Origin of the sequence: Pseudomonas sp. AK181 (assembly GCF_051122975.1) — a bacterium.
GTDB classification, from domain to species: Bacteria; Pseudomonadota; Gammaproteobacteria; order Pseudomonadales; family Pseudomonadaceae; genus Aquipseudomonas; species Aquipseudomonas lactis.
This window is the reverse complement of sequence record NZ_CP146348.1, coordinates 6,020,526-6,042,598: the sequence shown is the minus strand read 5'-3', so window position 1 is coordinate 6,042,598 and position 22,073 is coordinate 6,020,526. Positions and strand designations below refer to the sequence as shown.

The following is a 22,073-nucleotide window of genomic DNA, read 5'->3' as shown; positions in this document are numbered from 1 at the left end:
GGCGGCTATGGGTTTCAGGGCTTATGACGAACAACTAATCTCCAAATGCTTACCCCAATCCGGCGGCCGTTGCGCGTACTGCTCCATCCCCGCTTGTTCCTCAAACGGCCTGGTCAGCACTTCATGCAGCCGCCGCACTTCGCTGTAGTCGCCTGATTCAGCGGCGGCGATGGCGTTTTGGGCCAGGTAGTTGCGCAGGATGTAGAGCGGGTTGACCGCGTGCATGCGCTCACGGCGCTGTTCCTGGGTGTAATCCCCATCCCGCGCAGCGCGTGCCTTGTACTGCTCGGCCCAGGCGTCGAACCCGGCGATGTCCACAAAGTCGTCACGTAAACGCGTCACGGCCAGCGCCGCGGATTCATCGCCCAGGCGTCGGAAGAACAGTGTGTAGTCCACGCCGCTGTTCTGCATCAGCTTGAGCAAGCGCTCCACCAACTGCTGGTCGTCGTCTTCGGCGGTGGTCAGTCCCAGGCGGCGGCGCATCAGGTCCAGGTAGTGCGCCTGGTACAGCGGCAGGTACAGGCCGAGGGCTTCTTTGAGTGCGTCAACGCTGATGAACGGCGTGAGCGCTTGGGCCAAGGCGCTGAGGTTCCACTGCCCGATAGGCACCTGGTTGCTGAAGGAGTAGCGGCCTTCATGGTCGGAATGGTTGCAGATGAAGTGCGCGTCAAAATCATCGAGAAACGCGAAGGGCCCGAAGTCGAAGGTAATGCCCAGGATCGACATGTTGTCGGTGTTCATCACGCCGTGGCAAAAGCCATAGGCCTGCCACTTGGCGATCATTTCGGCGTTGCGCTCGACGATTTCGCGGAACATCGCCAGGTAGGGCTCGGGTTGCTCGCGGCACTCGGGGTAGTGCAGGTTCAGCACGTGCTCGGCGAGCTCGGCCTGCTGCTCGGGTTTTTTGGTGTAATAGAAATATTCGAAGTGCCCGAAGCGGATGTGGCTGTGGGCCAGGCGCAAAACCATGGCGCCGCGTTCCTGTTTCTCCCGCCATACCGGCGTGCTGGAGCCGATCACGCACAGGGCGCGGCTGGTGGGGATGCCCAGCGCATGCAGGGCTTCGGAGGCGAGGAATTCACGAATCGAAGAGCGCAACACCGCCCGGCCGTCGCCCATGCGCGAGTAAGGCGTCATCCCGGCGCCCTTGAGGTGCAAATCCCAATGCTCGCCGGCTTCGTTATAGACCTCGCCCAGCAGTAACCCGCGGCCATCGCCCAACTGCGGGGTATAGCCGCCGAATTGATGCCCGGAATACACCATCGCCCGTGGTTCTGCCTCGGCCCACAGCTTATGGCCACCGAACAGCTCGGCAAATACCGGCGTTTGGGCCACGGCCGGGTCGAGGTCAAGCAGGGCCATGGCCGCTTTGCTCGCGACGACCAAACGCGGCTCGTCGAGGGGCTCGGGCAATACGTGGGTCGAGAATGCGTCGCCCAGGCGTGCGAAGCGGTTGTCGAAGGTCAGTTCGTCGAGGGCTTTCACCGGCCATCTCCAGCAGAATGTCCGAGCATTCTGCTGGGGATAGGGCGTTTAGTCGAGTTTGCTGGGTGGCGGCTCCGGCGCATCCACCACTTTGCCAGCAGGTGGCTCGGGGGCGTCGGGCTTGTCGAGGGGCTCGGCAATGGTCTTGCGCTCGTCTTCGGCCGGCACCAATTTGTATTCCTGGCCGTGAAGATTCTTCAGGTAGATCTCCATCTGCCGGAACGAGATGTTGATGTGCTGTTTCTTGAACTCACGATTGATGTAGCGGTTGACCTCGTCCAGCACCGGGTTGCGGTCGCCCAGGTCGCGAACATGCATACGCAGTTCGTGGTCGAGGGTGCTTTCGCCGAAGTTGAGGAAGTACACGTGGGGTTCCGGCTCTTTGAGTACCCGTGGGTTTTCTCGCGCCGCCTTGAGGAGCAATTCCTTCACCAGGTCCAGATCGGAGCCGTAGTCCACGCCCAGTTTCAGGGTGACGCGGGTGATGGTGTCGGTCAGCGACCAGTTGATCAGTTGCCCGGTGATGAAGGTCTTGTTGGGGACGATGATGTCCTTGTTGTCGAAGTCGGTGATGGTGGTGGCGCGAATGCGGATCTTGCTCACCGTACCCGACAGGTTGCCGATGGTGATGGTGTCGCCAATGCGCACCGGGCGTTCGAACAAAATCATGATGCCGGAGATGAAGTTGGCGAAGATCTCCTGCATGCCGAAACCCAGGCCCACCGACAGCGCGGCGACCAGCCATTGCAGTTTGTCCCAGCTCACGCCCAGGGTGGAGAGCGTGGTGACAAAGCCCACGCCGGCAATGATGTAAGACAGCAAAGTGGTGGTGGCGTAGGCGCTGCCTTGGGCCAGGTCGAGCTTGGACAGCACCAGGACTTCCAGCAGGCCGGGCAGGTTGCGCGCCAGGGCGAAGGTGATGCCGATGATGATCGACGCGCCCAGCAGGTCGCCGATGCTGATCGGCACCATGCTGATATTCGTGCCCGTGCCGCTGGTGTATTCGTACAGGGTGACGTTATCCAGGTACGAAAACACCGAGATCAGGTCCGACCACACCCAGTACAGCGCCGCGATAAAGCCGCCGAGCAGGGCCAGGCGGATCAGGCGCATGGACTGTTCGTTGACCTGCTCGATGTCCAGGGTCGGCTCTTCGATCACCGCTTCGCCGTCACCGGCTTCCTTGGCGGCCTGGCGTTTGGCCAGGGCGCGGGCATAGGCCAGGCGCCGTGCGGCAACACCCAGGCCGCGCACGAAGGTGGCTTCGATCACCAGCCAGAACATCAGCAGGTACAGGGTGTTGATCAGCCGGTCACTGAGTTTCAGCGCGGTGTAGTAATAGCCAAAGCACACGGCAATAAACAGCGCGATGGGCAGGGCGGTGAACACCACGCCGATCGCTTTGCGAAACAGTGAGGCTTTTTCGTGGGTTGGGCTGTTCAGCAGCAGGCGGCCCAGCAGCCAGGCCATCAGCCCGTAGCAGGTCAGTACCACGGCGATGCCCAGTACGTCGTCAGCCAGCGCCGCCGGTTGATGTTCGGCAATCGCGACCACGGCCACCAACGCCAGTACCACCAGGCCAAGCTTGCGTATCCAGCCTTGCAGGAATTCGACCTGGGGCCTTTCCCAGCGAAAGTGCAGCTCCGCCACGCCGCCCGGCGCGAGGATGCGGTAGGCGGTGTAGAACACCAGCCAGGCCTGGGCGATCTGCAACAAGGCCGCACCCAGGTTGGCGTTTTGCCCGCGGGCGTCGATCTGCAACGCATAGCCACACAGCGCCAGGCCCAGGGCCACGGGCATTGCCAAAAGGATGTTGATCAGGATGGCCTGCGGCGTATGCCACTGGCTGTCGCGCTTGAAGTGGCCGATGTCCTGGTGAACCTTTTTCAGGCGCACATACAGCGCATTGCGCCGCCACAACAGCGCGCCGATCAGCAGCAGCAACGGCAGGAACAGCAGCGGGCGTTGGGTCAGGCCGTCATACAACTCGCTGACGCTGGACGCCCAGGGCAGGGTGGTGACCTGTTTGCTCAAGTGCGCCGGTACGGTTTCCAGCCATTCGGTGTCCAGCGGCTTGTTGCTGGGGATCCAGAACATTTGCTCGTCGAGCGTGGCGCGCAGGGTGCTGGCGGTGCTGAGCAGTTGTTTCTGGTTCAGTTGCAGGGTGATGGATTCGTTGAGCAGTGCGCTCAGTTCGCGGCTCAGGCGTTCCAGCAGGTCGCTGCGGGTGATCGCCACTTCCAGCAGGGTGCGGCGCAGTTGCGGGGTGACTTCATCTGGCGGCTGGTTGGCCAGCAGGTTGTCTACATAGGCGCTGGGGGAGGTGATCAGCTCACGCTGTTGGTTGACCTCGAACTGGTACAGGCGAATGTTGGCGATGTCGTCGGCCAGGTCTTTGTCCACGGTGAGGCGCGGCAGGGCCTGCTTTTGTTTATAGAGGATCTTGGACAGCAGCAGGCTGCCCTTGAGCACGTTGATCTGCTCGTCCAGGGCCGAGTCGCTTTGGGTGACGGTGTCCAGTTGCTGCTTGGTTTGCAGGTTTTTCTGGGTCAGGTCGTTGAGGCGGTCGGTGCTTTTGAGCAGGTAGTCGGACAGCTTGAGGTTGTCTGCGCTTTCCTTGGCCAGGATGCTGCTGCCGCCGGCTTTCTGCGCTTCGATGGACTGTTGGGTCACCGTCTGCTGGGACTGGGCCAGGCGTTTCTGGTTGATCAGGGTTTGCAAGTCTTGGATTTCTTGTTCCAGGCGCGCGGTTTTTTCCTGGATCAGGTCATGCTGGCTGTTGCCCAGGTCTTGCAACTGGCTGTTGCCGGCCAATTCCTGGCGGCGCAGGGGAATCAAGGCATTCAGGGCCGCCAGTTCGGCGTTGAGCTGGTTGCGCTGATCGCTGCTGAGGGGCTTGCCGTTGTCTTTGCCGAGCTTGAGCGTCGCGTTGATTTGCTGGATGCGCGTCTGGCTGCTGCTGATTTCGGTCTGGGCACGCTCGGGGCGGGTCTGGGCGGCGATGGTCAGGCTGTTGGCGTCGGCCAGCTCTTTTTGCAGGTCGCCTTGCTGGGTGCTGCGTTGCACCAGCAATTGCTCAAGCTGCGGCACCGGCAGGCTGGCGTAGCGTTGGGCCACCGGGATGATTTTGGTGGCCTTCAGGCGCGCCAGCTCACGCTGGTTCTCATTGGTCTGGCGCGGGGCCTCTTCCAGCTGGCGCTTGAGGTCGGCCAGGCGCTGCTCGTAATCCTGCTGATTGCCCAAGTAGGTCAGGGTTTGTTGCAGGGTCGCCTGCAGCGCCTTCATGTCGGCGTCAGGCAGCTTGCGGTCGGGCAGTTTATCCAGGCTTTGCTGGACGGCTTCGGCGCTGGGCGGGTCGGCGGCGTATACGCTGCCAGCACAAAGGGTCAGGCCCAGCAGGGCAGTGGCGAGAAAAGTACGCAGGGTTGGCATAGAGACCGGTCTTGCAGAGTGAAGAATCGGGGCGTCGTTGTCCCGCAGTTTAGAGGAAGAGTCCGGGGCCCGGGCGACTTCCTTCGGGGAATCTGACGCCGACTTTGCCAATCTTGTTCCCGTCCATGACGGCGACGGTCCAGATGGTGTTGTTCCATTCCACCTGGTCGCCGACTACCGGTGCACCGCCAACCTTTTGGGTAATGAAGCGGCTCAATGGCATGTCCGGGTCGATACCCTCAAGCTTGAGCCCGTACAAGGCGGAAACCGCGCCCAGCTGGGCGTCGCCTTCGAGTACGAAGTCGCCGAAGAAGCGCAAATCGAGGCCCCGTTGCGGCGCCTGGCTGAACAGTTTGCCCAGGGCCGGCAGGTTGTGTTCGTGGCCGATCACACAGAGCAAATCGCCGACTTCCAGCACCGTACTACCCGACGGATGGAGCAGTTGCTGGCCACGAAACAGCGCCGCGATGCGCGTGCCTTCGGGCATTTTCAGCTCGCGCAGGGCCGCGCCGATGCACCATTTTTCTGCGCCCAGGCGGTAGACGAACAACTCCCACTCGCTGGTAACGTGCACTTCCAGTGCCGCTCGGGAGATCGGCGCCGGGTCTGGCGGTACGGTGACTTTGAGCAGCTTGGCCACCCACGGCAGGCTGGTGCCCTGCACCAACAGCGAGACCAGCACGATAAAGAACGCCAGGTTGAAGTACAGCTGTGCATGGGGCAGGCCGGCCATCAGCGGGAACACCGCGAGGATGATCGGTACCGCGCCGCGCAGGCCGACCCAGGCGATAAAGGCCTTTTCGCGCCCGTGGAACGCCTTGAATGGCAGCAGGCCTACCATCACCGACAGTGGCCGTGCGAACAGGATCATCCACAGCGCCAGGCCCAGGGCGGGCACGGCGATGGGTAGCAGGTCATGGGGCGTGACCAGCAGGCCCAGCACCAAGAACATCCCGATCTGCGCCAGCCAGGCCATGCCGTCGAGCATATGCAAAATGCCATGGCGGCTGCGCACCGGGCGGTTGCCGATCACCAGCCCGCACAGGTACACGGCGAGGAAGCCGCTGCCGTGCAAGGCGTTGGTCAGGGCGAATACGAACAGGCCACCGGCGATCACCAGGATCGGATACAGGCCGTTGGCCAGGTTGATGCGGTTGACCAGTTGCAGCATCAGCCAGCCGCCGCCCAGGCCTACCAGGCCGCCGATGCCGAATTCGCGGATCAGGTGCGTGAGCAGGCTCCAGTGCAGGCCGGTCTGGCCGCTGGCGAGCATGTCGATCAAGGTGACGGTGAGGAACACCGCCATCGGGTCGTTGCTGCCGGATTCGATTTCCAGGCTGGCGCTGACCCGCTCGTTGAGACCCTTGCCGCCCAGCAGCGAGAACACCGCCGCGGCGTCCGTGGAGCCGACGATGGCGCCGATCAGCAAGCCTTGGATGATGTTGAGGTTAAACAGCCAGGCCGCGGCCATGCCCGTGAGGCCGGTGGTAATCAACACCCCCACCGTGGCCAGAGACAAGGCCGGCCACAGCGCCACACGGAAACTCGCCACCCGGGTGCGCAAACCGCCGTCGAGCAGGATCACGGCGAGGGCGAGGTTGCCCACCAGATAGGCGGTGGGGTAGTTATCGAAAATGATGCCGCCGCCATCGACCCCGGCGGTCATGCCCACGGCCAGGATAATCACCAGAATGGGGATACCCAGGCGTGACGAAAGCGAACTAACCAGAATGCTCGCGGTCACCAGCAACGCGCCGATCAAGAACAGGCTGTTGATGGTCGTCGCATTCAAAGGCAGTACTCCAGGCAGGGGAAGGCAGGACGCAAACTGACCATGCAGTCTGCGTGCCAGGGATTCTAACCTGTTGAATTGCTGCGCTGTCAAAAGATCGTTCCCACGCTCTGCGTGGAATGCCTCTTGTGACGCTCTGCGTTACGGTTCGGGACGCGGAGCGTCCTGGGCTGCATTCCCACGCGGAGCGTGGGAATGATCAGGTGTGGCAGAGGGCTTGCCTCTGTAGGAGCGAGCTTGCTCGCGAAAAACTCCCAGGCGCCACGTTCATTCCGGTAGCGCGCGTTATCGTTGGCGTTTTTTCGCGAGCAAGCTCGCTCCTACAAGGGTGGGGCGGGTTTTAGGGTTAGAGGCGGAATCTTCCGACCATTCCATTCAAGTCCACCGCCAACCGCGACAACTCACCGCTCGCCGCACTGGTCTGGCTGGCACCGGTGGCCGATTGCACCGACAGGTCACGGATGTTCACCAGGTTGCGGTCCACTTCCCGTGCCACCTGGGCCTGTTCTTCCGCCGCGCTGGCGATCACCAGGTTGCGCTCGTTGATCTCCACAATTGCCGTGTTGATGGTGTCCAGCGATAGGCCCGCGCCGCGGGCGATGTTGAGTGTCGATTCGGCGCGCTCGGTGCTGTTGCGCATCGAGTCCACCGCGTGTTCGGTGCCTGTCTGGATGCTGCCGATCATGCGCTCGATTTCGCTGGTGGACTGCTGGGTGCGATGGGCCAACGCGCGCACTTCATCAGCCACCACGGCGAAACCACGCCCGGCTTCCCCAGCTCGGGCGGCTTCGATCGCCGCGTTCAGGGCCAGCAGGTTGGTCTGGTCGGCCAGGCCACGGATCACGTCCAGCACTTTGCCGATATCCCGCGACTCATTGGCCAGGTCGCCAATCAGGGACGCGGTGGCCTGCACATCGGTACTCATGCGTTCGATGGCGCTGACGGTTTCCTGCACCAGGTCGCGGCCGTCACCGGCAGACGTGGTGGCGTTGCGCGAGGCTTCGGAGGTGCTCACCGCATTGCGTGCGACTTCTTCCACCGCGCTGGTCATCTCGTTGACGGCCGTGGCGGCCTGTTCGATTTCGTTGTTCTGCTGGGTCAGGCCACGGGCGCTTTCGTCGGTCACCGCATTGAGCTCTTCAGCGGCGGACGCCAGCTGGGTGGCGGAGCCGGCGATACGTTGCAGGGTGTCGCGCAGTTTGTGCTGCATCTTGGCCATGGCCGCGAGCAGGCGCCCGGCTTCGTCGTTGCCGTCCACGGTGATCGGGCGCGTCAGGTTGCCTTCGGCCACTTCTTCGGCGGCTTCCAGCGCCTGGGCGATGGGCAGGGTGATGCTGCGGGTCAGCAACCAGGCGAACAGCAAGGTCAGCGCCGTGGCAACCACCAGCAGGCCTACCACCAGGTCAAAGGCCATGTCGTATTGGTCTTTGGCGCGCTGGTTGGTGGCGTTGGCGTCGTTGTTATTGATGTCCAACAAGCGGGTCAACACGGCGTTGACCTGCTCGGAGTTTTCCAGCAACTCGGTGTTGAGCAGGGTGCGCAGCTCGTTGACCTGGTTGGCGCGAGACAAGCTCTTCATGCGCTCTTCAATCTGACGGTACTGGCCCAACAAGCGCACGTACTCGTTGTAGGCGTTGCGCTCTTCGGTGCTGGAGATCAGTTTTTCATAGATGCCTTGGGCTGTACGAATCTGCTGATTGCGCAGTTCAAAGGCTTCCAAGGTCTTTTGTTGTACGTCCGGCTCGCGGTTGGTCAGCAAGCGGTACGACAGCACGCGCAGGCGCAGGGTCAGTTGGGTGAATTCATCCAGGGCGCGAATGCTGGGCACGCTGGCCGAGGTGATGTCTTCGGTGGCTGCACGAATTTTGCTCATCTGGTTCAGGGCGAACACACCGAGCAACAACATCAAAGCGCCAATAAACGCGAAGCCGAGGAAGGCTCTCGGGGCGATATTCATATTACGAAGAGACATGCTGGAGTCCTGGGGGAGGCGCTATCCATGCGGCCATGAGACGAGGTGTGCCCGCCTTATCGGCCCTGCGACTAAAGTCTTAAGGGGGCGCGCGCTTTTGTCGCATCGGACCAGGGGTTGGGTGAGTTCAGGAACCAGATCGGGTAAATGCAGTCACTAAGGCTCGAAAGTGCGGCCCGGCCTTGCAACATCGGGCTGCGCGGCCAGGGATAACCCTGGCATCCGAGGTGAATTTTCTTTATCGTCACCGCCCTTTTTAAACGCCCGAGAAATCAAAATGTTAGAAGCATCCCTCAGCCAATTGGAACAACTGGTCAGCGACCTCGTACAGCAGAATCAAGAACTGCTGGGCAGCAACGAATCCCTCAAGGCCGAGCTGGCTCGCGCCAAGGACGAAAACGAAAGCCTGCAACTGAACCTGATGGAACAGGAAGAAAAGCACGGCGCCACCGCCGCCCGCATCCAGGCGCTGGTTGAGCGTGTGAGTGCAGGGCCTGTCAGCGCATGAGTGAGGGCATAAAGGTCGTTTCGATTCTCGGAGAGGATTACTCGATCAAGGCACCGGCCGGCGAAGATCAGACCCTGATGCATGCCGTGACCATGCTCAAGGCCTCCCTGGCTGTTACCAAGAAAAAGTACCCGACCCTGATCGGTGACAAGCTATTGGTATTGGCCGCGCTGAACCTGTGCGCCGAGCAGATTGAAATGCAACAGGCGCACCAGCAGGAACTCGACCGTTACCAAGAGCAAGTCAGCGCCACGGTCGATGTGATCTCCAAGGTGATCGGTCAGCCCTGAGGGCTAGAACCATTCGTCTTGCATGCCCAGGCACGTATCGTCGCGTGCCTCCAGAATCGCCAGTTCATGATGGCAGCTCGGTACTTCCCAGGTCAGGAAGTACCGGGCAGCCTGGAGCTTGCCTTTGTAGAAGGCCGCATCGGCCGCGTCACCCTTGGCCAGCCCTTCTTCGGCGCGGATCGCCTGTTCCAGCCAGCGCCAGCCAATCACCGTGTGCCCGAACACTTTCAAGTACAGCGCCGAGTTCGCCAGGCTGCTGTTGACCTTGCCTTGGGCAAGATCGGTGAGTAGGCCAATCGTGACGCTTTGCAGCCGGTTTACCAGTTGCTCCAGGGGCTCTCGCAGTGCCGTGAGTGAGGCGTGCTTTTGCGCACGGGCCCCGGTCTCGGCGATCAAGCGAATCAACTGTTTCAGGCCGGCACCGCCGTTCTGCGCCAATTTGCGCCCGAGCAGGTCCAGGGACTGGATGCCGTGGGTGCCCTCATGGATGGGGTTCAGGCGGTTGTCGCGGTAGTACTGCTCCACCGGGTATTCGCGGGTGTAGCCGTGGCCGCCGAGAATCTGGATCGCCAGTTCGTTGGCCTTGAGGCAGAACTCCGACGGCCAGGATTTGACGATGGGGGTGAGCAGGTCGAGCAGTTCGTGGGCGTGCTTGCGCTCGGTGTCGGTGGCCAGGGTGGTGGTGTCATCGAATAGCCGCGCCGCGTAGAGGCCGAGGTCAAAGGCGCCTTCCACATAAGCTTTTTGGGTCAGCAGCATGCGCTTGATGTCGGCGTGCTGGATGATCGCCACCGGTGCGGTGCTTGGGTCTTTGCTATCGGGCAGGCGCCCCTGGGGCCGTTCGCGGGCGTAGTTCAGGGAGTAAAGGTAGCCGGCGTAACCGAGCATCACCGCACCCATGCCCACGCCGATGCGTGCCTCGTTCATCATCTGGAACATGCAGCTCAACCCCTGGTGCGGCTTGCCCACCAAGTAGCCGACGCAGTTGCCGTTATCGCCGAAGTTAAGCGCCGTGGACGTGGTGCCGCGCCAGCCCATTTTATGGAACAGCCCCGCCAGCAGCACATCGTTGCGAGCGCCGAGGCTGCCGTCATCGTTGACCAGAAACTTGGGCACGATAAACAGCGAAATGCCCTTCACGCCTGCGGGAGCGTCCGGCAATTTGGCCAGCACCATGTGCACGATGTTTTCCGACAGCGAGTGGTCGCCACCGGAGATAAAGATCTTGTTGCCCTTGAGCCGATAACTGCCGTCAGCCGCTGGTTCTGCACGGGTACGAATATCCGACAAGGACGAACCGGCATGGGGCTCGGTCAGGGCCATGGTGCCAAAGAAGCGCCCGTCGATCATCGGCTGCAGGAAGCGCTGTTTCTGCTCCTCAGTGCCGAAGCTCTCAATGAGGTTGGCGGCGCCCATGGTCAGGAACGGGTAGGACGTCGACGCGGCGTTGGCCGATTGGAAGTGCGCGAAGCAGGCCTGGGACAATAGCGTCGGCAGCTGCATACCGCCTGCTTCAAAACTGCGTGCTGCGTTGAGGAAGCCGGCTTCAAGGAAGGCGTCCACCGCCGGCTTGACCTCTGGAATCAGGATCGCCTGGCCGTTCTCATAGCGAGGTTCGTTTTCGTCGTTCTTGCGGTTGTGCGGGGCGAAGTATTTTTCTGCGATGGTGCGGGCCGTGCTGATTGCGGCATCGAAGGTTTCGCGGTTGTGCTCGGCAAACCGCTCGCGCTGGGTCAGGCCCTCGGCATCGAGGACTTCATACAGCTCGAAAGCCAGATTGCGGGAACTGAGCAGCGTCTCGGACATGGCGGCGTACCTTTGAAGGAATTGGCCTGAGTCTAAGTGCGCGAATGGAGGGTGGATAGCAAGATTGATTTAAGTGATACAGGGGCAGAACGAGATAAGGGCGTTGCGAACGCGGTCAATGTAGGAGCGGGCTTGCTCGCGAATGCGGTAGATCAGTCAGTACATCTAAAACTGACACTCCGCATTCGCGAGCAAGCCCGCTCTCACACTTTCGAGATCGTTCCCACGCTCTGCGTGGGAACGCCTCTTTTGACGCTCCGCGTCACGCTTCTGGACGCAGAGCGTCCTTGAGCTGCATTCCCACGCGGAGCTTGGGAACGATCAGTGGTCACTAGCCGATGGTCATCAGGCTGGCGTTACCACCCGCTGCAGCGGTGTTTACGCTCAACGCACGCTCGATCACCAGACGCTCCAGCGCAATCGCCGTTTCGCCTTGCGACATGCCATGCACCCCAACAATCGCCCCACCGCGCTGCGCCACTTGCTGGCACACCGCACGCAGTTGGTCGGAATCACCGTGATGCAGCACGGCGTCAAACACCACGTCGTCCTTGGTCCAGTCGGCCACGCGCTTGATCTTCGCCTGAATCTCTTTCGGCAGGCGTGGGAACAAGGCCTTGGTCAGCTCGGTTTCCGGCCATACCGCCGAACCACCGACGGCCAATACCGCCGCCAGTTGGGTCAGCAGGTCGCCTTCCACTTCGGCCAGGCACAGCACGTGCTCGCGCGGCAGGATGGCGTAGCTGTTGCGCTCGCCGGTCGGGCCGGCCAGTTGGCGGGTGATACCGCTTTGCGATTGGGCGGCGAACTGCGTGCACAGGGCGCTCAGTTCACTGAACTTATTGCCGTCGGCCCAGGTTTTCAGGGCGGTCAGCGATTGGCTCATGGCATCACGCAGGCGCACGTCCGGCGCGGCCAACTTGTCGCCGCGTACGAAGGATTGCTCGATCGCATCGGTAGGACGAGTCGACAGCAAACGGTACAGGTACAGCGGGCCACCGGCTTTCGGGCCAGTACCCGACAGGCCTTCGCCGCCGAACGGTTGCACGCCGACCACGGCACCCACAATGTTGCGGTTGACGTAGACGTTACCGGCGTTGACGTTGTCGATCACCTTGGCGATGGTCTCGTCGATGCGGGTGTGCACGCCCAGAGTCAGGCCGTAGCCGGAAGCGTTGATCTGGCCGATGAGCTGGTCGATCTCTTTGCGCTTGTAGCGCACTACGTGCAGTACCGGGCCGAAGATCTCGCGTTGCAGTTCGTCGAAGCTTTCCAGCTCGATCAGGGTTGGCATCACGAAGGTGCCGCGCTTGATCTCTTCACCGTCGGCAATCGCCACTTGGTAAACATTGCGGCCTTTGTCGCGCATGGCCTGGATATGTTTCTCGATACCAGCCTTGGCTTCGGCATCGATCACCGGGCCGATGTCCACCGACAGGCGTTCCGGGTTACCCAGGCGGCATTCAGCCATGGCGCCCTTGAGCATTTCGACTACACGGTCTGCCGAATCTTCCTGCAGGCACAGCACGCGCAGGGCCGAGCAACGTTGACCGGCGCTGTCGAAGGCCGACGAGACGACGTCGATCACGACTTGTTCGGTCAGGGCCGAGGAGTCCACGATCATCGCGTTCTGGCCACCGGTTTCGGCGATCAGCGGAATCGGGCGACCCTGGGCATCCAGGCGACCGGCGACATTGCGTTGTAGCAGGCGCGCCACCTCGGTGGAACCGGTGAACATCACGCCTTTGACGCGATCATCACCCACCAGGCGGGCACCGACGCTTTCGCCCTGGCCTGGCAGCAGTTGCAGCACGCCTTCCGGAATACCGGCTTCAAGCAGGATACGTACGGCCTGGGCAGCCACCAGCGGCGTCTGCTCGGCAGGCTTGGCCAGCACCGGGTTACCGGCAGCCAGTGCAGCAGCTACTTGGCCACTGAAGATGGCGAGCGGGAAGTTCCACGGGCTGATGCACACCACTGGGCCCAATGGGCGGTGGGCGTCGTTGGTGAAGTCGTTGCGCGCCTGTACCGCGTAGTAACGCAGGAAGTCCACGGCTTCACGCACTTCGGCGATGGCGTTGGCGAAGGTCTTGCCGGCTTCACGGGCCAGCAGGCCCATCAGCGGCTGGATCTCGCCTTCCATCAGGTCGGCGGCGCGCTCCAGGATGGCAGCGCGTTCGGCGGGCGGGGTGGCCTGCCAGATCGGCGCGGCGCTGATGGCGCACTGGATGGCGTTGTCGACGTCTTCGACGGTGGCTTCCTGTACCTGGCCGACCACGTCACGCAGGTCGGACGGGTTCAGCACCGGTTGGGCCGCTTCATTGCTGGCGGCGCAACCGAGCATCGGTGCGGCCTTCCAGTTGTTGTGAGCGGTGGCCAGCAGGGCGCAGGACAGCGAGGCGAGGCGATGTTCGTTGGCCAGGTCGATACCGGCCGAGTTGGCGCGGTCGCTGCCGTACAGGTCGCGCGGCAACGGAATGCGCGGGTGCGGCAGGCCGAAACCGCCTTCCTGGGTTGCCATTTGCTCGATGCTGGCCACCGGGTCGGCTACCAATTCCTGGATCGAGATGGACTGGTCAGCGATACGGTTGACGAACGAGGTGTTGGCGCCGTTTTCCAGCAGGCGGCGTACCAGATAGGCCAGCAGTGTTTCGTGGGTACCCACCGGAGCGTAAACACGGCACGGACGGTTCAGCTTGCCTTCGGAAACCTTGCCTACAACCTGTTCGTACAGTGGCTCACCCATGCCGTGCAGGCACTGGAACTCATACTGGCCGGGGTAATAGTTCTGACCGGCGATGTGGTAGATAGCCGACAGGGTGTGGGCGTTGTGCGTGGCGAACTGCGGGTAGATGACTTCCGGCACCGACAGCAGTTTGCGTGCGCAGGCAATGTAGGAAACGTCGGTGTACACCTTGCGGGTGTACACCGGGTAGCCTTCCAGGCCTTCGACCTGGGCGCGCTTGATTTCGCTGTCCCAGTACGCGCCTTTCACCAGGCGGATCATCAGGCGATGGCGGCTGCGGCGGGCCAGGTCGATGACGTAGTCAATTACATACGGGCAGCGCTTCTGGTACGCCTGGATCACAAAACCGATACCGTTCCAGCCGGTCAGTTGCGGCTCGAAGCACAGGCGCTCGAGCAGATCCAGGGACAGCTCCAGGCGGTCGGCTTCTTCGGCGTCGATGTTCAGGCCGATGTCGTACTGCTTGGCCAGCAAGGTCAGCGACAGCAGGCGCGGGTACAGCTCATCCATCACACGCTCGTACTGCGCACGGCTGTAGCGCGGGTGCAGGGCGGAGAGCTTGATGGAGATGCCCGGGCCTTCATAGATCCCACGGCCATGGGAAGCTTTGCCGATGGAGTGAATGGCTTGTTCGTACGAGGCCAGGTACTTCTGGGCGTCGTGTTCGGTGAGGGCGGCTTCACCGAGCATGTCGTAGGAATAGCGGAAGCCCTTGGCTTCGAACTTGCTCGCATTGGCCAGGGCTTCGGCGATGGTTTCGCCGGTAACGAACTGCTCGCCCATCAGGCGCATGGCCATGTCGACACCCTTGCGGATCATCGGCTCGCCGCTCTTGCCGATGATGCGGCTCAGGGATGAGGTCAGGCCTGCTTCGTTGTGGGTCGACACCAGCTTGCCAGTCAGCAGCAGGCCCCAGGTGGCGGCGTTGACGAACAGCGATGGGCTGTTGCCCAGGTGCGGCTGCCAGTTGCCGGTGCTGATCTTGTCGCGGATCAGCGCATCGCGGGTGCCTTTGTCCGGGATGCGCAGCAGCGCTTCGGCCAGGCACATCAGCGCCACGCCTTCCTGGGACGACAGGGAGAATTCTTGCAACAGGCCCTGAACAATACCGGCACGGCCGCCGGCACTCTTCTGATTGCGCAGTTTTTCGGCAATGCTCGCGGCCAGCTTGTTGGTGGCTTCGGCCATCGGTGCCGGCAGGCGCGCCTGTTCGATCAGCATCGGCACCACTTCCGGCTCGGGGCGGCGGTACGCGGCGGTGATCGCGGCACGCAATACCGATTGCGGCAGGATGCTCTCGGCGAACTCAAGGAAGCACTGGTGGGCGTGGTCGGCCTGGACCTCGCCAGCATCATCGGCCTCCTTGCTGCTCAAGCCATTGAGCTCGGACAGGGTTGCACCACCCTCGAGTTTCTCCAGGTAATTGAAAATCGCCTGCTTGATCAGCCAGTGCGGCGTGCGATCAATGGAGGTCGCGGCGGCCTTCAGGCGTTCGCGGGTCGGGTCGTCGAGTTTGACCCCAAGGGTGGTCGTTGCCATTTTTTTATCCTCATGGGTGCCACTACCGAGTGGCATCTGCTGGCGGCAAGATTAGCTTTGCCCATCCCGAGGTGCAACCGGGTGCAACCCTTTTGTTGGTTAAATGTTCGACGCTTGATCGGAAAAAAATAAACACACGACGGAATCCGCTCCGCGCTGGTGCATTTGCTTCTGAGATCGGCTGTTCTTGCTCCGAAAAGGAGCAAAAAAAGCGCGTTTGTCCTAAAACATACTTGGGTGCAACTTAATCGGCAGAAACTGGTTGCACCTTATTTGCTTTGTTGAATAGCATTCGCGCACCAAGGTGCAACCAACCCTGTGGGTGGGTTCATCGGCTGGCGGCTTTCCTGGGGAAACGCCAGTCATAAATGCGCGGCATGCAGGTTCGTCTATCCGGTTATCCACGGGTGGCCGTCCCAATGACCGTCGCTACATAAAAACAAAGCCAGGGCGTCACTCCTATGAGCGTTAGTAATCCAACCCTGATCACGTTCGTGATCTACATCGCAGCAATGGTGCTGATCGGCCTGATGGCCTATCGCTCCACCAACAACCTTTCCGATTACATCCTGGGCGGTCGCAGCCTCGGTAGCGTGGTGACAGCTCTGTCCGCCGGTGCTTCCGACATGAGCGGCTGGCTGTTGATGGGCTTGCCGGGCGCGATCTACATGTCGGGTCTGTCGGAAAGCTGGATTGCCATCGGCCTGATCGTCGGTGCTTACCTCAACTGGTTGTTCGTGGCCGGCCGCCTGCGGGTGCAGACCGAACACAACGGCGACGCCCTGACCCTGCCGGATTACTTCTCCAGCCGCTTCGAAGATAAGAGCGGCCTGCTGCGGATCATCTCCGCCGTGGTGATCCTGGTGTTCTTCACCATCTACTGCGCCTCCGGCATCGTTGCCGGCGCCCGCCTGTTCGAAAGCACCTTCGGCATGTCCTACGAGACTGCGCTGTGGGCCGGTGCTGCAGCGACCATTGCCTACACCTTCATCGGTGGTTTCCTGGCCGTCAGCTGGACCGATACCGTACAAGCCACGCTGATGATCTTCGCGCTGATCCTCACGCCGATCATCGTGCTGCTGGCCACCGGCGGCGTAGACACCACCTTCCTGGCCATTGAAGCCAAGGACCCGACCAGCTTCGACATGCTGAAAAACACCACCTTCATCGGCGTTATTTCGCTGATGGGCTGGGGCCTGGGCTACTTCGGCCAACCGCACATCCTCGCGCGTTTCATGGCGGCGGACTCGGTGAAGTCGATCGCCAAGGCGCGTCGTATTTCCATGACCTGGATGATCCTGTGCCTGGGCGGCACCGTGGCAGTGGGCTTCTTCGGTATCGCTTACTTCTCGGCGCACCCGGAAGTGGCAGGCCCGGTGACTGAAAACCCGGAGCGTGTGTTTATCGAACTGGCCAAGATCCTGTTCAACCCATGGGTTGCCGGTGTGTTGCTGTCGGCCATTCTGGCGGCGGTGATGAGCACCCTGAGCTGCCAACTGCTGGTGTGCTCCAGCGCCCTGACCGAAGACTTCTACAAGGCTTTCCTGCGCAAGGGCGCGTCCCAGCGTGAACTGGTATGGGTCGGTCGCCTGATGGTGCTGGTCGTGGCCTTGATCGCCATCGCCATGGCCGCCAACCCGGAAAACCGCGTACTGGGCCTGGTCAGCTACGCCTGGGCCGGTTTCGGTGCAGCCTTCGGCCCTGTGGTACTGATCTCGGTAATCTGGAAACACATGACCCGCAACGGCGCACTGGCCGGCATCCTGGTCGGCGCAATCACCGTGATCGTTTGGAAACACTTCGAATTGCTGGGCCTGTACGAAATCATCCCAGGCTTCATCTTCGCCAGCTTGGCGATCTACTTCGTGAGCAAGATGGGCGCACCGACGGTGGGGATGGTCGAGCGTTTTGATGCTGCGGAAAAAGATTACAACTTGAACAAGTAATTCGCTGGGCGCTGAGCGCTTAGAGGATGAACAAAAGGCCCGCGTACTATGATCGCGGGCCTTTTTACTTTAGTGGATCAATAAAGGAGATGGCGACCATCCCTGACAAGCCAAGCGTGCAGAGAAGGAACGTTAGATGAAGCAGAAGCTTGGTTTGACGTGGAAAGGCCTGCGCCTGCTCCAAGTCAGCGACGCCTCGCCAAGCATTAAATCGAGGTAGCGCAATGACGCAATATACTGCGCAAAGCCTCGCTATCCTTTCCCTGGGTGAACTTCTCAAGTAACTGCTGTGGACGGCGACCAGGCGACATCTGTCCAGGAGCGCTTCCATGGTCTCAAGTTTTCGGTAGCACAAAAAGAACATGAGTATGTTTGAGATGATTGCTGCAGATATTGAGCTAATGGCGACCAATATGATTGGAGGCCAATTTATGAACGCTTCAATACTCATACAAAAACTCACCTACCTTTTCGCCAGCCGCGCCGCCAAAATGCCCTCCTGCTGCGCCGCCGAGGCCCCCCGCAACTAACATACAGGCTAGAGCCCCTGGGCCAGTACTAGGAGCCAATAAAAAAATACACAGTGCTGTCCCGCCAAAACCCCCTGCTAACCCTCCACTAACGCCTGCGCTCAGTTTTCCCAGCTCTACATATCTGGCTTTCCTGCACTGCTCCTCTCTCCCGGTCGAACACGCCTCTTTTATCTCCAGCGCCGTCACCGTCGTACTCAATGCTATCCCCAACGGCGTCCCGTTTTTAAGCAGCTTCGCCGTCTTCGAAACCCGTGCGATGGTCTCTTGATACCGGCTTATCTCCCCCGTATGCAAATAGCTTCTGGTCGAGACACCTAGCATTTTCTTGATCGAGCCGTCATTGCGCAGCCCCGTGCCATAACGCGCAAAACCGCGCAGTTGAGCGTCAAGCCTTGCAAACAGTGTTCGGCGTCGTGCGAGAAACTCCTCTCTGGCGGCACCACCGCCCCGGCGTAGTGACTGTTTATGCAGGGCATCAATTTCTTCCAGGGTTTTTGCAATGTCTTGCAAATGCTTGCTCCAGGCATCACCTGCCGTGCCTATACCCAGTGAGGTATACCCCAGCAGCTTTTGCAGCAAATCATAGTTGTGCAGTGCAAAGGCATCCCCGCCTTCGGCCATCACGCTGTGGCGAATATCCCAGGCGGCTCGCATCAAGCGTGACTCTTCCAGGGTACAGGCTGCGGTGGTGTCGTCGCCGATAATGACGAGTTGCCCCGGTAGCACCACCACATTGCGAATGTGCGCGTTGAGCGCGTCGAACTTGGCTTCGGCGTGTTTTCCTAAGCGTAATGTGGCCTTGAGTTCCACAGAGGTCTGTTGCTGGTCATTGATAAACGCATAGGGCTGGGACATTACAGATTCCCCAGCAATTGTGATCGGCTCGAAGAGTGGCGATTGCCTGCCATGAAAACATTCCTTTTGAATGAACATGGCTGCGCAATTTAAACAGGTGATGAGAGGGTGTCGTGGTTATGAAGGGGCTTTTCGGGGTGGTGTTTTTACGTTTGGGAAACAGGCTACTGGGCTGCCGTAATATTCTGTCAGACGTGTGCTTTTTTTACCGCAATGGTGCTTCAGCACGCGGCTACCCCCACCAAATGAAGACGGCGGTAGGACCTTACTGATTTACCCGGTATGAGCCCAGGCCGGCCGTAAGCTGGTGCAGAATCGGCCGCCCACCCTTCGCAGAGAAACACCGGATGTTCGCTCCTGCCAACCAACCTGCATTTACCCTGGCCCTGGATGGGGCGCCCAGTGACTTCAAGGTGTTCGCGTTCGATGGCACCGAGGCCATCAGCCAGCCTTATCGGTTTGAACTTGAGCTGGTCTGCGAGCAGCCGGATATCGACCTGGAGGGCTTGCTGCATCGCCAGGTGTACTTGGGCTTCGATGAGCAGGGGCATGGCGTTCATGGTCTGGTGTATCGGGTTGCTCAGGGCGACTCGGGCCGGCGCCTGACGCGTTACCAGCTCAGTCTTGCGCCGCATCTGGCGTACCTGGCGCACAGCAGCCACCAGCGCATTTTTCAGCATAAGACGGTGCCGCAGATTGTTGCTCAGGTGTTGGCTGGGCAGGGGATTCACAGTGATCGCTTCGAGTTCCGGTTGAGCGGTGATTACCCGGAGCGTGAATATTGCGTGCAGTTCGGCGAGAGCGACCTGGCGTTCATTCAGCGCCTGTGTGCCGAGTTGGGGATTCACTATCACTTCCAGCATTCCCCCGACGGGCACCTGCTGGTGTTTGGCGATGACCAGACGGTGTTTGCCCAGATGGATCAGCCCACGCCTTACCGGCCAGGTTCGGGAATGGTGGCCGATACCCCCGCGATCAAGCGCTTCACCTTGCAATTGGCGACCCGGACCACGGCGCTGAACCTGCGCGATTACGACTTTCGAAAACCCCATGTCGAGCTGGAGGGCACGGCTGTCGACGAGTCATTGCCCAAGCTTGAAGCGCAGCACTACCCCGGTAACTTTTCCGACCGCACCCATGGCAAATATCTCGCCCAGCGTGGCCTGGAGCGGCACCGCAGCGACTATCGCAGTGCCCACGGCCAGGGCGATGAGCCGGCGTTGGCCAGTGGCCGGTTTTTGCAGTTGCGTGAGCACCCCCGCGAGGACTGGAATGACTTGTGGCTGGTGACGCAGGTGCGCCATGAAGGCAAGCAGCCCCAGGTGCTGGAGGAGGCGGTCACCGAGGAGGACGGAGGGGAACTGCGCCAGGGCTATCGCAACGCATTTGTCGCCGCGCCATGGGATGCGGTGTTTCGTCCGCCTTTGCCGGAGCAGCCGCGCCCAACGGTATCGGGGTATCAAAGCGCGGTGGTCACCGGCCCGGTCGACAGTGAAATCCACTGTGACGAATACGGCCGGGTCAAGGTGCAACTGGCCTGGGATCGTTCCGGCGAGCACAACGACCATTCCAGTTGCTGGCTGCGGGTAGCCAGTGGCTGGGCCCATGACCGTTATGGTGTGGTGCTGATCCCCCGGGTGGGCATGGAAGTGCTGGTGGGGTTCGTCAATGGCGACATGGACATGCCGCTGGTGGTGGGGTGCCTGCCCAACGCCGCCACGCCAGTGCCCCTCGACCTGCCAGCGGACAAGACCCGCAGTCTCTGGCGTAGCCAGAGCAGCCCGGGCGGTGGAGGCTATAACGAACTGCGTATCGAGGACCGCAAGGGCGCCGAAGAGATCTACCTGCGCGCCCAGCGGGACTGGACCCAGCATGTGCTGCATGACCAACAGGTACAGGTCGATAACGAGCGTCGCGTGCAGGTGGGCGGCGAGTCGCGCCATGAGTTGCAGGGCCAGGAGCAGCGCATCACCCACGGCAACCGTTTGACGGAACTCAAGCAGGATGACCATGTGGTGGTCGGCGGTTCGCAGCATATGCGGGCCGGGCAGACCATTGCGCTGGGCGCCGGGCAAAGCATCATCATTGATGCGGGTGCCAGCGTGACGATCCAGGCGGGCGGGCAGTCGATCACGTTATCGGCGGGTGGGATATTCAGCAGCGTGCCGATTCAGCTCGGCAGCGCGCCTGCCCCGACACCGGCGCCGTTGATGCCTGGATTGAACGAGACTTTATTGGCGGTGGTGCCTGCGCCGTTAAGCCGTGCGCAAGTGGTCAGCCTCAAACGCAGCGCGCCGTTCTGTGAAGAATGCGAGCGCTGCAAAAACGGCCAGTGTGACATCGGCGCCCATGTGCGGAGTGCGTCCTGATGCCTGCACCCTTGACGCCCAGTGCCTGGCTGGCGCAATACCCTTTGCAGCCAGATGAACAGCTGTACGCCGTGCTGGGCAATGCCAGCGACGCCAAGCCGTTCGCCGCCTGGCAAGCCACGGTCGCGGCAAAGATGCCACGACCGATCTGGGCGGGCACGGCCTACGCCGACTGGGATGAGGTCATGCCCTACGTGGGCATCGTTGAACCGGGCAGTGCCTTTCTCGATTGGATAGCCACCACCCAAGCGACGGATTGGGGCTGGCTGGCGGTCTCATCCAGCCCGCTGGAGGTGGTGATCGCGCATTTGCAGGGCTTGACCCAGGTGTACCTGCCGCAAAGCCAGCCGGTGTTTTTGCGTTTCTGGGACGGCGCGCACCTTTTGCCGATGTTGCAGTCATTAGGCGACGAGGCGGCGCGCGTGTTGCCGGTGTTCCAGCGCTATCTGGTCAACGGCCAGCCGCTGTCGGTGGCGCCCAAATCCGTCACGGCGGCCCCAGCCAGCCCCTGGTGGCAGGTACCGGCATCGTTGCTGACGCCTATGGCCCAGCATTCACCGCAGGTGCTGGTCGACAACCTGCTGCAATGGCTCCAGGAGCAGCGTCCTGACCTCTACACCGCGTTTACGCCAGCCACCTTGCAGCACAAGGTCGCCTACTTCGCACGCAGGCCGCAAATCAGCCATGGCGCATTGGCTGATTACCTTGCCTCGCAACTAAGCTAAGCCCTGGCGATCATGTGACATCTGCGCCGCCTGCCGTGCGGCCCTGCACCTTTGCGTCGGTAGAAGGTAAACTTC

Annotated in this window: 11 protein-coding genes and 2 pseudogenes; 5 read left to right on the top strand and 8 right to left on the bottom strand. The window is 61.2% G+C overall.

Translation table 11 applies throughout. The features are described 5' to 3' along the window. Window positions 1-21: 21 nt before the first annotated feature. From selO to V8689_RS27495, 5 genes and pseudogenes are all read right to left on the bottom strand, one after another. The gene (gene selO / locus V8689_RS27515; protein ID WP_056782712.1) at window positions 22-1,485 is read right to left on the bottom strand and encodes a protein adenylyltransferase SelO; all 1,464 of its coding nucleotides are present in this window, start codon (window positions 1,483-1,485) and stop codon (window positions 22-24) included. 48 nt (window positions 1,486-1,533) lie between these two features. Then, the gene (gene mscK / locus V8689_RS27510; RefSeq protein ID WP_282389262.1) at window positions 1,534-4,917 is read right to left on the bottom strand and encodes a mechanosensitive channel MscK; all 3,384 of its coding nucleotides are present in this window, start codon (window positions 4,915-4,917) and stop codon (window positions 1,534-1,536) included. Window positions 4,918-4,966: 49 nt separating this feature from the next. Further along, a complete protein-coding gene (locus tag V8689_RS27505; RefSeq protein WP_003187967.1) occupies window positions 4,967-6,709 on the bottom strand; it encodes a potassium/proton antiporter in 1,743 nt (580 codons plus the stop codon). 346 nt (window positions 6,710-7,055) lie between these two features. Then, window positions 7,056-7,655: pseudogene (locus tag V8689_RS27500) on the bottom strand (methyl-accepting chemotaxis protein); the annotation flags it as partial. Window positions 7,656-7,958: 303 nt separating this feature from the next. Next, a pseudogene (locus tag V8689_RS27495) lies at window positions 7,959-8,615 on the bottom strand (MCP four helix bundle domain-containing protein); the annotation flags it as partial. Between the two features lie 343 nt (window positions 8,616-8,958). Between V8689_RS27495 and V8689_RS27490 the strand changes: the two are divergent. Then, on the top strand, window positions 8,959-9,189 hold the full coding sequence (locus tag V8689_RS27490; RefSeq protein ID WP_044270846.1) for a hypothetical protein: 231 nt from the start codon (window positions 8,959-8,961) through the stop codon (window positions 9,187-9,189). Further along, entirely contained in the window at window positions 9,186-9,479 is a 294-nt protein-coding gene (locus V8689_RS27485; RefSeq protein ID WP_003187971.1) for a cell division protein ZapA, read from the top strand. Before V8689_RS27490 ends, V8689_RS27485 begins: the two co-directional genes overlap by 4 nt. A 3-nt stretch (window positions 9,480-9,482) precedes the next feature. Here V8689_RS27485 and V8689_RS27480 read toward each other — a convergent pair whose 3' ends face one another. Continuing rightward, on the bottom strand, window positions 9,483-11,285 hold the full coding sequence (locus tag V8689_RS27480) for an acyl-CoA dehydrogenase (RefSeq protein ID WP_056782715.1): 1,803 nt from the start codon (window positions 11,283-11,285) through the stop codon (window positions 9,483-9,485). Window positions 11,286-11,616: 331 nt separating this feature from the next. Beyond that, window positions 11,617-15,570, bottom strand: a complete 3,954-nt coding sequence (gene putA, locus V8689_RS27475) for a trifunctional transcriptional regulator/proline dehydrogenase/L-glutamate gamma-semialdehyde dehydrogenase (RefSeq protein WP_032893907.1) — start codon at window positions 15,568-15,570, stop codon at window positions 11,617-11,619. A gap of 461 nt (window positions 15,571-16,031) precedes the next feature. Here putA and putP point away from each other — a divergent pair, with 461 nt between their 5' ends. Beyond that, window positions 16,032-17,516: a sodium/proline symporter PutP gene (putP, locus tag V8689_RS27470; RefSeq protein ID WP_014716616.1), complete on the top strand. Its 1,485-nt coding sequence runs from the start codon at window positions 16,032-16,034 to the stop codon at window positions 17,514-17,516. A gap of 440 nt (window positions 17,517-17,956) precedes the next feature. Here putP and V8689_RS27465 read toward each other — a convergent pair whose 3' ends face one another. Further along, window positions 17,957-18,904 (bottom strand): hypothetical protein, encoded by a 948-nt coding sequence (locus V8689_RS27465; RefSeq protein ID WP_056782888.1) that lies wholly within the window; start codon window positions 18,902-18,904, stop codon window positions 17,957-17,959. A 347-nt stretch (window positions 18,905-19,251) separates the two neighbouring features. Here V8689_RS27465 and V8689_RS27460 point away from each other — a divergent pair, with 347 nt between their 5' ends. Both V8689_RS27460 and V8689_RS27455 read left to right on the top strand, forming a co-directional pair. Further along, window positions 19,252-21,273 carry a type VI secretion system tip protein VgrG gene (locus tag V8689_RS27460; RefSeq protein ID WP_056782717.1) on the top strand — a complete coding sequence of 674 codons (2,022 nt, stop codon included), beginning with the start codon at window positions 19,252-19,254 and terminating at the stop codon, window positions 21,271-21,273. Next, on the top strand, window positions 21,273-21,998 hold the full coding sequence (locus tag V8689_RS27455; protein ID WP_056782718.1) for a DUF4123 domain-containing protein: 726 nt from the start codon (window positions 21,273-21,275) through the stop codon (window positions 21,996-21,998). The genes V8689_RS27460 and V8689_RS27455 overlap by 1 nt, the downstream gene beginning before the upstream one ends. The last annotated feature ends 75 nt before the right edge of the window (window positions 21,999-22,073 follow it).

Coding starts and splice junctions, on each gene's coding strand:
- V8689_RS27480 (WP_056782715.1), bottom strand. CDS start 11,285: ATGTCCGAGACGCTGCTCAGTTCCCGCAATCTGGCTTTCGAGCTGTAT.
- V8689_RS27460 (WP_056782717.1), top strand. CDS start 19,252: ATGTTCGCTCCTGCCAACCAACCTGCATTTACCCTGGCCCTGGATGGG.
- V8689_RS27490 (WP_044270846.1), top strand. CDS start 8,959: ATGTTAGAAGCATCCCTCAGCCAATTGGAACAACTGGTCAGCGACCTC.
- V8689_RS27455 (WP_056782718.1), top strand. CDS start 21,273: ATGCCTGCACCCTTGACGCCCAGTGCCTGGCTGGCGCAATACCCTTTG.
- mscK (WP_282389262.1), bottom strand. CDS start 4,917: ATGCCAACCCTGCGTACTTTTCTCGCCACTGCCCTGCTGGGCCTGACC.
- putP (WP_014716616.1), top strand. CDS start 16,032: ATGAGCGTTAGTAATCCAACCCTGATCACGTTCGTGATCTACATCGCA.
- V8689_RS27465 (WP_056782888.1), bottom strand. CDS start 18,904: ATGTCCCAGCCCTATGCGTTTATCAATGACCAGCAACAGACCTCTGTG.
- V8689_RS27485 (WP_003187971.1), top strand. CDS start 9,186: ATGAGTGAGGGCATAAAGGTCGTTTCGATTCTCGGAGAGGATTACTCG.
- putA (WP_032893907.1), bottom strand. CDS start 15,570: ATGGCAACGACCACCCTTGGGGTCAAACTCGACGACCCGACCCGCGAA.